The sequence below is a fragment of the Klebsiella sp. GB_Kp056 genome (assembly GCF_040064755.1).
Lineage (GTDB): Bacteria > Pseudomonadota > Gammaproteobacteria > Enterobacterales > Enterobacteriaceae > Klebsiella > Klebsiella quasipneumoniae.
The window spans coordinates 106,674-119,731 of sequence record NZ_JBEAJA010000060.1 but is presented as its reverse complement, the minus strand read 5'-3'; the positions used below and the strand labels follow the sequence as shown (position 1 = coordinate 119,731).

Below are 13,058 nucleotides of genomic sequence, written 5' to 3'. Positions count from 1 at the left end.
GGACCGCCTGCAGGGCGGCCTGCATGTTGCGCGGGTCGTTCATGGCGTCGAAGACACGGAAGACGTCCATGCCGTTTTTGACGGCGCGCTCCACGAAGCGTTCGACCACGTCGTCGGCGTAGTGACGGTAGCCGAGCAGGTTCTGGCCGCGGAGCAGCATCTGCAGCGGGGTCTTCGGCATCGCCTTTTTCAGCTCGCGCAGGCGGACCCACGGGTCCTCGCCGAGGAAGCGGATGCAGGCGTCAAAGGTGGCGCCGCCCCAGCACTCCAGCGAGCGGTAGCCGACGTCGTCAAGCTGAGCGGCGACGGGGAGCATATCGTCGAGACGCAGACGGGTGGCGAACAGGGACTGGTGGGCGTCGCGCAGGACGACATCGGTAATGGCAACGGTCATGAATTCCTCCGTGAATTAAGGGTGAAGACGGCGGTGGTGGTGAATGGCGGCGACAATCGCCGGCTTTAAGCGGGCGAAGTCGTCGGCGGGCGCAACGGCGGGCAGTGGCGTCGCTTTCGGCGCCGCAGCCGGTTCGGGGAAGAAGCGGTTGACGGCGGCGGACATCCCCTGGATGGCGAAAATCAGCAGAAACAGAAACGCCAGCACGAACCCCATGCCGAGGCACATCAGGGTGAAGCCTTCACCCAGCAGTACAGCTTCAGTCATTGAAAGACCCTAAAGTAAGGGCACGACGGCGTGTTTGAAGGCTAACCAAACGATACTTCCGGCTAAGGAGTAGGGTGGATTTCCCGAAGCCGCCCCCGGCTCTGGCCCCTAACTGGCATCGCTGTGGTTGACGCTCAAACATCGCCATCGTGCGTGTTGGTTACATCATCATGCCGAACACAATGCTGGCGATGACCAGCACAATACCGCCGCCCAGACGGGAGGAGATTTGCGCATAAGAGATAAGATTCATACGGTTACAGGCAGAGAGCACTTCCAGGTCGCCTGAGCCGCCGCGGTTAGCCATGCACAGGCCTGCGGTGATGGCGGATTCGATCGGGAAGAAGCCAATCATCCAGCCGCCGATGGCCGCCCCGACGACAGCACCCACGACGATTACCGCAGCGATGATGACGTTCGCGAAGGTAATCGCGTCGATAATTTCCTGCAGGTCGGTGTAGCACACGCCGACCCCGACCATCAGTACCCACAGCAGCTGCTTAGAGAAGAAGTCAGACAGGCGTTTGGCCCCGGCTTTGATCTCCGGCGAGCAGAGGCCGGAAGCGTTCAGCGCCGCGACGATCAGCACCATCCAGGCGAAATAGTGGATTGAGACACCGCCAATGCTTGGCAAAATTTTCTTGGCAATGACGTAGGCCAGCAGGAAACAGGTGGTGGCGAGCACCAGGCCGACTGCCGTTTCGCGATGGGTAATCTGACCTGCTTTTTCATCATCATCAACTTTAAAGGAGGCTTTACGTACCAGTTCGCCTTCCCCGCTCAGCCAGGTGTGTTTTTTACCGATAATATCGAGCAGCGCGGCAAAAACGATGGCGAAGATATTGGCGATGGTCAGAATGGCAATCGCGGTGGAGTAGTACTCTTCACGGGAGCGGCCGGTGACGGAGTGATAAATTTCAGACAGCGGAACCGCGCCTGCGCCGTTGCCGCCGCCCATAATCGGCAGGACGTACAGCATCATAATGCGGTCTACGGAAATACCGAAGCACAGGCCGATGATAATCCCGAAGATAGATGCGCCGAGGATCCCCATAAGGATCGTCGGAATATAACCCAGCAGCGATTTCAACAGCAGTTTACGGTTAACCGAGAGAATGGCGCCAGTTATCAAAACTGCGATGAATAAGTTCAGGAAGTTGCTTTTATCCATCACATTAGTGATTGCATCAATTTCTTTTTGGGTAAAAATGCCTGCGTAAACGAAATAAGCGGCGACGAGGAAGATCATCACCGGCGCGCCGCCAATATATTTATTAAATATCGGCAGCCGTTTGCCAATCTCGCCAAAGATGGCGCCGATAATAAACATAATGGCAAAGCCGCCAACCAGGTCGGTGGGTAACGCATTAAAGAAGTGGGAAAGTAATAGCGTAATTAACGCAAACGCATAAAGGGGTAACGGCATGCCGAAGATTTTAAATCCCAGCAGGTCGCTTACGCCCTTTTTCTCCGTCGCCGGAGCCTGGCTCATGTTAGTCATAAACGTTATCCTGTTTATCAATGAAGTAATAAGACCGGCGCATAGTAATAAATAGACTCAGTGTTAAGGTGTGATAACCTTCACTGAATACTCGTGTTTTTAATTAATTTAATTATTTTTATTATGCTGAATGAATTAACAACATAAAAACCATAAAGCCAATTAAGCGACGCGAAAAATTGTGATTTAAATACAAGAATCGATAGCCGAACGCTGGCGAAATACAGGTCGTTTTGGAATAACGAAGCGCTAAAAAATGACTCTGATATTAAAACGCGTTCTGCTACGGAAGGATAAATCGCGGCGAGAGGCGATTGACCTCTTTCTCCGTCAGCATCAGCTCTCATTAGAGGCTGATTGCGAAATGGCCATTGTCGCCGAGTATCAGCAGCGGCTGGTCGGCTGCGGCGCCATCGCCGGCAACGTCCTGAAGTGCATCGCTATCGACCCCTCGCTGCAGGGGGAGGGGCTGAGCCTTAAGCTACTGACAGAATTACTCACCCTGGCCTACGAGCTGGGGCGCAGTGAACTGTTTTTATTCACTAAGCCCTGTAACGCCGCACTCTTTGCCGGCGCCGGATTCTGGCCAATCGCGCAGGCCGGCGATCTCGCCGTGTTACTGGAAAATAGCCGCGAACGGCTGACCCGCTACTGCCGCCAGCTGGCGATGTACCGTCAGCCGGGACGCAAAATAGGCGCTATCGTGATGAACGCCAACCCGTTCACGCTCGGCCACCGCTGGCTGGTAGAGCAGGCGGCCCGTCAGTGCGACTGGCTACACCTGTTTGTGGTGAAAGAGGATGCCTCCCGTTTCACGTATCAGGATCGCTACACGCTAATCGAAAAAGGGATTGCCGGCATCGACAAGGTAACGCTGCATCCCGGTTCGGCATACCTCATCTCGCGGGCCACCTTCCCTGGCTACTTCCTCAAAGAACAGGGGGTGGTGGACGACAGCCACAACCAGATCGATCTCCAGCTGTTCCGCGAACATTTAGCCCCGGCGCTGAAGATAACCCATCGTTTTGTCGGCACTGAGCCGCTGTGTTCGCTGACTCGCCATTACAACCAGCGTATGAAAGCGTTGCTGGCAGCGCCAGGCGACGCGCCGCCTGTTGAGGTGGTTGAGCTGGCGCGGATCGAAAAAAACGGCGGGCCGATATCGGCTTCCAGGGTGCGCGAACTGTACCGGCAGCGCAACTGGCAGGCGGTGGCGGCGCTGGTGCCGCCGGGAACCCTCTCTTTTCTGATGCAACTGGCGGAAAGCGAACATCAAACCGCCTGATTTTTACGCCATAACAAAGGATTTGCCTCTATGGAAATGAAGATTGACGCCCTGGCCGGCACGCTGGAGTCCAGCGATGTGATGGTCAGGATTGGGCCGGCGACGCAGCCGGGCATTCAACTGGAGATCGACAGCATTGTGAAGCAGCAGTTTGGCGATGCGATTGAGCAGGTGGTCAGAGAAACCCTGACGCAGCTCGGCGTTAGCCAGGCCAACGTGGTGGTGGATGATAAAGGGGCGCTGGAGTGCGTTCTGCGCGCCCGGGTTCAGGCTGCGGCCCTGCGCGCGGCGCAACAGTCTCAATTGCAATGGAGCCAGCTATGAAACCACGTCGCAGTATGCTGTTTATCCCCGGCGCCAATGCCGCCATGTTAAGTACTTCATTCGTTTACGGCGCCGATGCGGTGATGTTCGACCTTGAAGATGCCGTTTCGCTGCGCGAGAAAGATACCGCTCGCCTGCTGGTGTATCAGGCGCTGCAGCATCCGCTGTATCAGGATATCGAAACCGTGGTGCGCATTAACCCGCTAAATACGCCGTTTGGTCTGGCCGACCTGGAAGCGGTGGTACGCGCGGGTGTGGACATGGTACGTCTGCCGAAAACCGACAGCAAAGAAGATATTCATGAACTGGAAGCCCACGTTGAGCGGATTGAACGCGAGTGCGGCCGGGAAGTGGGTAGCACCAGGCTTATGGCGGCCATCGAGTCGGCGCTGGGGGTGGTAAACGCGGTCGAGATCGCCCGCGCCAGCCCGCGTCTGTCGGCCATCGCGCTGGCGGCCTTCGACTACGTTATGGATATGGGCACCTCCCGCGGCGACGGCACTGAGCTGTTCTATGCCCGCTGCGCCGTGCTGCATGCTGCGCGGGTCGCCGGCATCGCCGCCTATGACGTCGTGTGGTCGGATATTAATAATGAAGAGGGCTTCCTCGCGGAAGCGAATCTGGCGAAGAACCTCGGCTTCAACGGGAAATCACTGGTCAACCCGCGCCAGATCGAACTGCTGCACCAGGTCTATGCCCCGACGCGAAAAGAGGTCGACCATGCGCTGGAGGTGATTGCCGCGGCGGAAGAGGCAGAGTCGCGCGGTCTGGGCGTGGTGTCGCTGAACGGCAAGATGATCGATGGACCGATTATCGACCACGCGCGCAAAGTGGTGGCGCTTTCAGCTTCCGGTATTCGTGATTAAGGGGAATAAGATGAAAGAGACAGTAGCAATGCTTAATCAGCAGTATGTGATGCCGGAAGGATTGACCCCTTACAGCGGCGTGACGGCGAAAAGCCCATGGCTGGCCAGTGAGACGGAAAAGCGGCGGCGTAAAATCTGCGACTCGCTGGAAACGGCAATCCGTCGTTCCGGCCTGCGAAACGGCATGACCATCTCGTTCCACCACGCGTTTCGCGGCGGTGACAAAGTGGTCAATATGGTGGTGGCGAAGCTGGCGGAGATGGGCTTTCGCGATCTGACCCTGGCGTCCAGTTCGCTTATCGACGCTCACTGGCCGCTGATCGAGCATATTAAAAACGGCGTGATCCGCCAGATCTACACCTCCGGCCTGCGCGGGAAGCTCGGCGAGGAGATCTCCGCCGGGCTGATGGAAAATCCGGTACAGATCCACTCTCACGGTGGTCGCGTACAGCTGATCCAAAGCGGTGAGTTGTCCATTGACGTGGCGTTCCTCGGTGTTCCCTGCTGCGATGAGTTTGGCAATGCCAACGGCTTTAGCGGTAAGTCGCGCTGCGGCTCGCTGGGCTACGCGCGCGTTGATGCGGAACATGCCAAATGCGTCGTGCTGTTGACCGAAGAGTGGGTGGACTACCCTAACTACCCGGCCAGTATCGCCCAGGATCAGGTGGATCTGATCGTTCAGGTGGACGAAGTAGGCGATCCGGAAAAAATCACCGCTGGCGCCATTCGTCTGACCAGCAACCCGCGCGAGCTGCTGATCGCCCGCCAGGCGGCGAAGGTGGTTGAACACTCCGGTTACTTTAAAGAGGGATTCTCGCTGCAGACCGGCACCGGCGGCGCCTCGCTGGCGGTGAGCCGCTTCCTGGAAGACAAAATGCGCCGCAACGGTATCACCGCCAGCTTCGGCCTTGGCGGCATCACCGGGACGATGGTCGATCTGCATGAGAAAGGGCTGATTAAAACGCTGCTCGACACCCAGTCGTTCGATGGCGATGCGGCGCGCTCGCTGGCGCAGAACCCGAACCACGTCGAAATCTCTACCAATCAGTATGCCAGCCCGGGTTCCAAAGGGGCCTCCTGCGAGCGCTTAAACGTGGTAATGCTCAGCGCGCTGGAAATTGACACCGACTTTAACGTCAACGTGATGACCGGCTCCAATGGCGTGCTGCGCGGCGCGTCAGGCGGCCATAGCGATACCGCCGCCGGCGCGGATTTGACCATCATTACCGCGCCGTTAGTTCGCGGCCGCATTCCCTGCGTCGTGGAAAAGGTGCTGACCCGCGTGACGCCGGGAGCCAGCGTGGATGTGCTGGTCACCGACCATGGCATTGCGGTAAACCCGGCGCGCCAGGACCTGATCGACAATTTACGCAACGCCGGTATTGCGCTGATGACCATTGAGGAACTGCAGCAGCGCGCGGAGTTGCTGACGGGCAAACCGAAAGCGATCGAATTTACCGATCGGGTGGTGGCGGTAGTCCGCTATCGCGACGGTTCGGTCATCGATGTGATCCATCAGGTGAAAAACAGCGACTAAGCGCAGAGGGGAAAGGCTATGAGCGACGTGTTAATTCAACCTCCGCGTGTGCTACGCGGAAAACCACTGAGCGCCGAAGAGGTGGTCAGCGCGGTAGAGCGCGCGCTGTTGACCGAAGTTCGCCTGACCCCTAAGCCCGGGCTGGTGGATATTCGTAACGCTGGCGCGCACCGGGATATGGATCTGGCCTCGTTTGAGGCCAGTACCGCGGTGGTGGCGCCGTGGATGGAGAAGTTTTTTATCATGGGCCACGATACCGCGGCGGTCGCGCCGGAGCAGGTGTTGATGATGCTGCGTCCGGTGGGAATGGCCTGCGAGAACGATATGCTGGAGGTCACTGGCGGGGTGAATACCCATCGTGGGGCGATCTTCGCTTTTGGCCTGCTCAGCGCGGCAGCGGGCAGGCTGGTCTCGAAAGGCGAGCCGATAGAGCAGCACCGGCTTTGCGACCAGGTGGCGCGCTTCTGTCGCGGCATGGTTATGCAGGAATTGTCCTCCGCCAGTGGGGAACGGCTGAGCAAAGGCGAGATGCATTTTCTGCGTTACGGCTTCTCCGGCGCCCGCGGCGAGGCGGAGAGCGGATTCCTGACTGTGCGCACCCAGGCATTACCGGTCTTTAACCGCATGATGGAGGAGACCGGCGACAGCAATCTGGCGCTACTGCAAACCCTGCTGCATCTGATGGCATGGAATGATGACACCAATCTGGTGTCACGCGGCGGGCTGGCCGGATTGAACTATGTCCAGCAGGAGGCGCAGCGGCTGCTATGGCAGGGCGGCGTGCTGGCTGACGGTGGGCTGGAGGCGTTGCGCCAGTTTGATGACGATCTGATTGCCCGCCATCTTAGCCCCGGCGGTAGCGCCGATCTGCTGGCGGTGACCTGGTTTTTATCCGCGTTTCCCGCCGGCGCGCTTTTCCCGCTGTAACCCTCTGCAACATCGTCCTCGCCCGCACCGTGCGGGCGGGGCATCATCATTCGCATCCTGGTTCTCACTGCGTAAACGAGGAATTGCGGCACAATCATATAGTTTTTACTGATATCGTCCGCCGTTTGTCATAAATTTCTAATTATCGGCGTTTTTGAGTAGCGGCCCGCTGACGGGCTGGTTACTCTGAAAACAATTTACGTAATGTTAACAAAAGAGAATAGCTATGCATGATGCACAAATCCGCGTGGCCATCGCCGGCGCGGGCGGCCGGATGGGACGCCAGTTAATTCAGGCTGCGCTGCAGATGGATGGAGTGGCGCTGGGCGCGGCGCTGGAGCGTGAAGGATCCAGCCTGGTGGGCAGCGACGCCGGCGAGCTGGCGGGCGCCGGCAAAGCGGGCGTCACGGTGCAGAGTAGCCTGACGGCGGTAAAAGATGATTTCGACGTGTTGATCGATTTTACCCGCCCGGAAGGCACGCTGAACCATCTGGCGTTTTGCCGCGACCACGGCAAAGGGATGGTCATCGGCACCACCGGTTTTGACGACGCTGGCAAGCAGGCGATTAGCGATGCCGCGCAGGAGATTGCCATTGTCTTTGCCGCTAACTTTAGCGTCGGCGTCAATGTTCTGTTAAAGCTGCTGGAGAAGGCGGCGAAGGTGATGGGCGACTACACCGACATCGAAATTATCGAAGCGCACCATCGGCATAAAGTGGATGCGCCTTCAGGCACCGCGCTGGCGATGGGCGAAGCGATCGCCGGGGCATTGAACAAAGATCTCAAGGACTGCGCAGTCTACAGTCGTGAAGGCCACACTGGCGAACGCGTCCCGGGCACCATTGGCTTCGCGACCGTCCGCGCGGGGGATATCGTCGGTGAACATACAGCGATGTTTGCTGATATTGGCGAACGTATTGAGATCACCCATAAAGCCTCCAGTCGGATGACATTTGCTAATGGCGCGGTTCGCTCTGCATTGTGGCTGAAAGGCAAGAAAAATGGCCTTTTTGATATGCGCGACGTGCTGGAACTGAATAGTTTATAACGATTATTACCCATCGTGATGTGGTTATTGCTATCAATAAGTTATTGATGCAAGGGGCAATATTTTGTTGCCCTTTTTTATTTTTAGCTGTTTTTGTTTGTTGTTCATCTGAGAAGGCTATAAGTTTGGATGTTGTTCGGTTTTTTAGTGAACGAAATGTAAATTTTGACCATTTGGTCCACTTTTTTGCCGCTCAGCGCCAGGTTTTACACTCTTCGCCGTCCGCAAGCGTTTTCTCAGCCAGGTTTGTTGATCTTTTTGGCGTAAAAATCACGTGTTATGCGCCAGTGGCGTAAAATGACATTAAAAATCTCCGCTTTAAGTTGACTTTTATCCGACATCTCTCCAGAATGCCGCCGTTTGCCAAAAATCTGCGGGCAACAGATTTGCATTGATTCAGATCGTGTTTATGAATTAATATGCAAATAAAGTGAGTGGATATTCTCTGGAGGATGTTTTGATTAAGTCAGCGCTATTGGTTCTGGAAGACGGAACCCAGTTTCACGGTCGGGCCATCGGGGCAACCGGCACGGCGGTTGGGGAAGTCGTTTTCAATACTTCAATGACCGGTTATCAAGAAATCCTCACTGATCCTTCCTATTCCCGCCAAATCGTCACTCTTACTTATCCTCATATTGGTAATGTCGGCACCAACGCCGCCGATGAAGAATCTTCTCAGGTACATGCTCAGGGTCTGGTTATTCGCGACCTGCCGCTGATTGCCAGCAACTTCCGCAGTACCGAAGACCTCTCTTCCTATCTGAAGCGCCATAACATCGTGGCGATTGCCGATATCGATACCCGCAAGCTGACGCGTCTGCTGCGTGAGAAAGGGGCGCAGAACGGCTGCATCATCGCGGGCGACAGTCCCGATGCCCAGCTGGCGCTGGAAAAAGCGAAAGCGTTCCCTGGCCTGAACGGCATGGACCTGGCGAAAGAAGTGACCACCGCAGAAACCTACAGCTGGACGCAAGGCAGCTGGACCCTGGCGGGCGACCTGCCGGAAGCGAAAGCGGAAAGCGAGCTGCCGTTCCACGTCGTCGCGTATGACTTCGGCGCGAAACGCAACATCCTGCGCATGCTGGTTGACCGCGGCTGCCGCCTGACGGTGGTGCCGGCGAAGACTTCGGCGGCGGATGTGCTGGCGCTCAATCCGGACGGCATTTTCCTCTCCAACGGTCCTGGCGACCCGGCGCCGTGTGATTACGCTATCGACGCGATTGAAAAATTCCTGGAGACCGATATTCCGGTGTTCGGCATCTGCCTCGGCCATCAGCTGCTGGCGCTGGCGAGCGGCGCCAAGACCATTAAGATGAAGTTCGGCCACCACGGCGGCAACCACCCGGTGAAAGATATTGATAATAACGTGGTGATGATCACCGCCCAGAACCACGGTTTCGCCGTGGATGAGGCGACGCTGCCGGCCAACCTGCGCGTGACCCACAAGTCGCTGTTCGACGGCACCCTGCAGGGGATCCATCGCACCGACAAGCCGGCGTTCAGCTTCCAGGGCCACCCTGAAGCGAGCCCGGGGCCGCACGATGCCGCGCCGCTGTTCGACCACTTTATCGAGTTAATTGAGCAATACCGTCAGTCCGCGAAATAATCAGGAGTAAAAGAGCCATGCCAAAACGTACAGACATAAAAAGTATCCTGATTCTGGGCGCGGGCCCGATTGTTATCGGTCAGGCGTGCGAGTTTGACTACTCCGGCGCCCAGGCCTGTAAAGCCCTGCGCGAAGAGGGCTACCGCGTTATCCTGGTGAACTCTAACCCGGCGACCATCATGACCGACCCGGAAATGGCCGATGCCACCTACATCGAGCCGATTCACTGGGAAGTGGTGCGCAAAATCATCGAAAAAGAGCGCCCGGACGCGGTGCTGCCGACCATGGGCGGCCAGACGGCGCTGAACTGCGCGCTGGAGCTGGAGCGTCAGGGGGTGCTGGCTGAATTCGGCGTGACCATGATTGGCGCCACCGCCGATGCGATTGACAAGGCCGAAGACCGTCGCCGTTTCGATATCGCGATGAAAAAAATCGGTCTCGACACCGCGCGTTCCGGTATCGCCCACACGATGGAAGAGGCGCTGGCGGTAGCGGCTGACGTCGGCTATCCGTGCATCATCCGTCCGTCGTTCACCATGGGCGGCACCGGCGGCGGCATCGCCTATAACCGCGAAGAGTTCGAAGAGATTTGTACCCGCGGCCTGGATCTCTCTCCCACCAACGAGCTGCTGATTGATGAATCGCTGATCGGCTGGAAAGAGTATGAGATGGAAGTGGTGCGCGATAAGAACGACAACTGCATCATCGTCTGCTCTATCGAAAACTTCGACGCCATGGGGATCCACACCGGTGACTCCATCACCGTTGCGCCGGCGCAGACCCTGACCGACAAAGAGTACCAAATCATGCGTAACGCCTCGATGGCGGTGCTGCGTGAAATCGGCGTCGAAACCGGCGGCTCTAACGTTCAGTTCGCGGTCAACCCGAAAAACGGTCGCCTGATCGTTATCGAAATGAACCCGCGCGTTTCCCGCTCCTCGGCGCTGGCCTCCAAAGCCACCGGCTTCCCGATTGCTAAAGTGGCCGCCAAGCTGGCGGTAGGTTACACCCTCGACGAGCTGATGAACGATATCACCGGCGGCCGTACCCCGGCTTCCTTCGAGCCGTCCATCGACTACGTGGTCACGAAAATCCCACGCTTTAACTTCGAAAAATTCGCCGGCGCCAACGACCGTCTGACCACCCAGATGAAGTCCGTCGGCGAAGTGATGGCGATTGGCCGTACCCAGCAGGAGTCCTTGCAGAAAGCGCTGCGCGGTCTGGAAGTGGGCGCCACTGGCTTCGATCCGAAAGTGAGCCTCGACGATCCGGAAGCGCTGACTAAAATCCGCCGCGAACTGAAAGACGCCGGCGCTGAGCGTATCTGGTACATCGCCGACGCGTTCCGCGCGGGCCTCTCGGTTGACGGCGTCTTCAACCTGACCAACATCGACCGCTGGTTCCTGGTGCAGATTGAAGAGCTGGTCCGTCTGGAAGAGAAAGTGGCGGAAGTGGGCATCAACGGCCTCGACGCTGACTTCCTGCGCACCCTGAAGCGTAAAGGCTTTGCCGATGCGCGTCTGGCGAAGCTGGCGGGCGTGCGGGAAGCGGAAATCCGCAAACTGCGCGACCAGTATGATCTGCACCCGGTCTACAAGCGCGTGGACACCTGCGCCGCGGAATTCGCCACCGATACCGCCTATATGTACTCCACTTATGAAGAAGAGTGCGAGTCCAACCCGTCCGTTGACCGCGATAAAATCATGGTCCTCGGCGGCGGCCCGAACCGTATCGGTCAGGGTATCGAATTCGACTACTGCTGCGTACACGCCTCGCTGGCGCTGCGCGAAGACGGTTACGAGACCATCATGGTCAACTGTAACCCGGAAACCGTCTCTACTGACTACGACACTTCCGACCGTCTGTACTTCGAGCCGGTCACCCTGGAAGACGTGCTGGAAATCGTGCGTATCGAGAAGCCAAAAGGCGTTATCGTGCAGTACGGCGGCCAGACGCCGCTGAAACTGGCGCGCGCTCTGGAAGCCGCAGGCGTACCGGTTATCGGTACCAGCCCGGACGCTATCGACCGTGCGGAAGACCGTGAGCGCTTCCAGCACGCGGTTGATCGTCTGAAGCTGAAGCAGCCGGCGAACGCCACCGTCACCGCCATTGAACAGGCGGTAGAGAAAGCGAAAGAGATTGGCTACCCGCTGGTGGTGCGTCCGTCTTACGTGCTGGGCGGCCGGGCGATGGAGATCGTCTATGACGAGCAGGATCTGCGCCGCTACTTCCAGACTGCGGTCAGCGTCTCCAACGACGCGCCGGTGCTGCTGGACCGCTTCCTCGACGACGCGATTGAAGTGGATGTCGATGCTATCTGCGATGGCGAAATGGTGCTGATTGGCGGCATCATGGAGCATATCGAGCAGGCAGGCGTTCACTCCGGCGACTCCGCCTGTTCCCTGCCAGCCTACACCCTGAGCAAAGAGATTCAGGATGTGATGCGCGAGCAGGTGCAGAAGCTGGCCTTCGAGCTGCAGGTTCGCGGTCTGATGAACGTCCAGTTCGCGGTGAAAGATAACGAAGTCTATCTGATTGAAGTCAACCCGCGTGCGGCGCGTACCGTGCCGTTCGTCTCCAAAGCCACCGGCGTACCGCTGGCGAAAGTGGCGGCGCGCGTGATGGCCGGTAAGACGCTGGCGCAGCAGGGCGTGACCAAAGAGATCATCCCGCCGTACTACTCGGTGAAAGAGGTGGTTCTGCCGTTCAACAAATTCCCGGGCGTTGACCCGCTGTTAGGGCCAGAAATGCGCTCCACCGGGGAAGTGATGGGCGTCGGCCGCACCTTTGCCGAAGCGTTCGCCAAGGCGCAGCTGGGCAGCAATTCGACCATGAAGAAACAGGGGCGCGCGCTGCTCTCCGTCCGCGAAGGCGACAAAGAGCGCGTGGTCGACCTGGCGGCGAAGCTGCTGAAGTTTGGTTTCGAGCTGGATGCAACCCACGGCACGGCGATTGTGCTGGGCGAAGCCGGCATCAACCCGCGTCTGGTGAACAAGGTGCATGAAGGTCGTCCGCACATTCAGGACCGTATCAAGAATGGCGAATATACCTACATCATCAACACCACCGCAGGTCGTCAGGCGATTGAAGACTCCAAGCTGATTCGCCGCAGCGCCCTGCAGTACAAAGTGCACTATGACACCACCCTGAACGGCGGCTTTGCCACCGCGATGGCGCTGAACGCTGACGCCACCGACAAGGTGATTTCGGTTCAGGAAATGCACGCGCAAATCACCAAATAAGCGCTCCGGCCTGGCCGGATAGCAACAAACCTGGGCTGACGACATCGTCAGCCCATTTTTT

At 57.8% G+C, this 13,058-nt stretch carries 10 protein-coding genes and 1 pseudogene; 8 read left to right on the top strand and 3 right to left on the bottom strand.

Features of this window, described 5'->3' with window-relative positions; translation table 11 throughout:
- The 3 genes and pseudogenes from ABLV52_RS21195 to citS all read right to left on the bottom strand — a co-directional run.
- Positions 1-394 (bottom strand): annotated as a pseudogene (locus tag ABLV52_RS21195) (oxaloacetate decarboxylase); the annotation flags it as partial.
- Between the two features lie 15 nt (positions 395-409).
- Complete coding sequence (locus tag ABLV52_RS21190) at positions 410-661, bottom strand: oxaloacetate decarboxylase subunit gamma (RefSeq protein WP_050533897.1); 252 nt, start codon at positions 659-661, stop codon at positions 410-412.
- Between the two features lie 160 nt (positions 662-821).
- Positions 822-2,162, bottom strand: a complete 1,341-nt coding sequence (citS, locus tag ABLV52_RS21185) for a citrate/sodium symporter CitS (RefSeq protein ID WP_023291938.1) — start codon at positions 2,160-2,162, stop codon at positions 822-824.
- Positions 2,163-2,418: 256 nt separating this feature from the next.
- Here citS and citC point away from each other — a divergent pair, with 256 nt between their 5' ends.
- The 8 genes from citC to carB all read left to right on the top strand — a co-directional run bounded on the left by citC (position 2,419) and on the right by carB (position 12,997).
- A complete protein-coding gene (citC, locus tag ABLV52_RS21180) occupies positions 2,419-3,447 on the top strand; it encodes a [citrate (pro-3S)-lyase] ligase (protein ID WP_348890902.1) in 1,029 nt (342 codons plus the stop codon).
- 30 nt (positions 3,448-3,477) lie between these two features.
- Entirely contained in the window at positions 3,478-3,771 is a 294-nt protein-coding gene (citD, locus tag ABLV52_RS21175) for a citrate lyase acyl carrier protein (protein WP_023291940.1), read from the top strand.
- Positions 3,768-4,637: a citrate (pro-3S)-lyase subunit beta gene (citE, locus tag ABLV52_RS21170; protein ID WP_023291941.1), complete on the top strand. Its 870-nt coding sequence runs from the start codon at positions 3,768-3,770 to the stop codon at positions 4,635-4,637. Before citD ends, citE begins: the two co-directional genes overlap by 4 nt.
- A 10-nt stretch (positions 4,638-4,647) precedes the next feature.
- The gene (gene citF, locus ABLV52_RS21165; RefSeq protein ID WP_032429096.1) at positions 4,648-6,174 is read left to right on the top strand and encodes a citrate lyase subunit alpha; all 1,527 of its coding nucleotides are present in this window, start codon (positions 4,648-4,650) and stop codon (positions 6,172-6,174) included.
- Between the two features lie 18 nt (positions 6,175-6,192).
- Positions 6,193-7,101 carry a triphosphoribosyl-dephospho-CoA synthase CitG gene (gene citG / locus ABLV52_RS21160; RefSeq protein WP_032453157.1) on the top strand — a complete coding sequence of 303 codons (909 nt, stop codon included), beginning with the start codon at positions 6,193-6,195 and terminating at the stop codon, positions 7,099-7,101.
- Positions 7,102-7,327: 226 nt separating this feature from the next.
- On the top strand, positions 7,328-8,149 hold the full coding sequence (gene dapB / locus ABLV52_RS21155) for a 4-hydroxy-tetrahydrodipicolinate reductase (RefSeq protein ID WP_023291944.1): 822 nt from the start codon (positions 7,328-7,330) through the stop codon (positions 8,147-8,149).
- 457 nt (positions 8,150-8,606) lie between these two features.
- A complete protein-coding gene (gene carA, locus ABLV52_RS21150) occupies positions 8,607-9,755 on the top strand; it encodes a glutamine-hydrolyzing carbamoyl-phosphate synthase small subunit (protein WP_023291945.1) in 1,149 nt (382 codons plus the stop codon).
- Positions 9,756-9,772: 17 nt separating this feature from the next.
- Positions 9,773-12,997, top strand: a complete 3,225-nt coding sequence (gene carB, locus ABLV52_RS21145) for a carbamoyl-phosphate synthase large subunit (protein WP_004204267.1) — start codon at positions 9,773-9,775, stop codon at positions 12,995-12,997.
- Positions 12,998-13,058 lie beyond the last annotated feature (61 nt).

Excerpts from the sequence above, each read along its gene's own strand:
- dapB (WP_023291944.1), top strand. The coding sequence starts at position 7,328 with ATGCATGATGCACAAATCCGCGTGGCCATCGCCGGCGCGGGCGGCCGG.
- ABLV52_RS21190 (WP_050533897.1), bottom strand. The coding sequence starts at position 661 with ATGACTGAAGCTGTACTGCTGGGTGAAGGCTTCACCCTGATGTGCCTC.
- citF (WP_032429096.1), top strand. The coding sequence starts at position 4,648 with ATGAAAGAGACAGTAGCAATGCTTAATCAGCAGTATGTGATGCCGGAA.
- carB (WP_004204267.1), top strand. The coding sequence starts at position 9,773 with ATGCCAAAACGTACAGACATAAAAAGTATCCTGATTCTGGGCGCGGGC.
- citG (WP_032453157.1), top strand. The coding sequence starts at position 6,193 with ATGAGCGACGTGTTAATTCAACCTCCGCGTGTGCTACGCGGAAAACCA.
- citE (WP_023291941.1), top strand. The coding sequence starts at position 3,768 with ATGAAACCACGTCGCAGTATGCTGTTTATCCCCGGCGCCAATGCCGCC.
- citS (WP_023291938.1), bottom strand. The coding sequence starts at position 2,162 with ATGACTAACATGAGCCAGGCTCCGGCGACGGAGAAAAAGGGCGTAAGC.
- citD (WP_023291940.1), top strand. The coding sequence starts at position 3,478 with ATGGAAATGAAGATTGACGCCCTGGCCGGCACGCTGGAGTCCAGCGAT.
- citC (WP_348890902.1), top strand. The coding sequence starts at position 2,419 with ATGACTCTGATATTAAAACGCGTTCTGCTACGGAAGGATAAATCGCGG.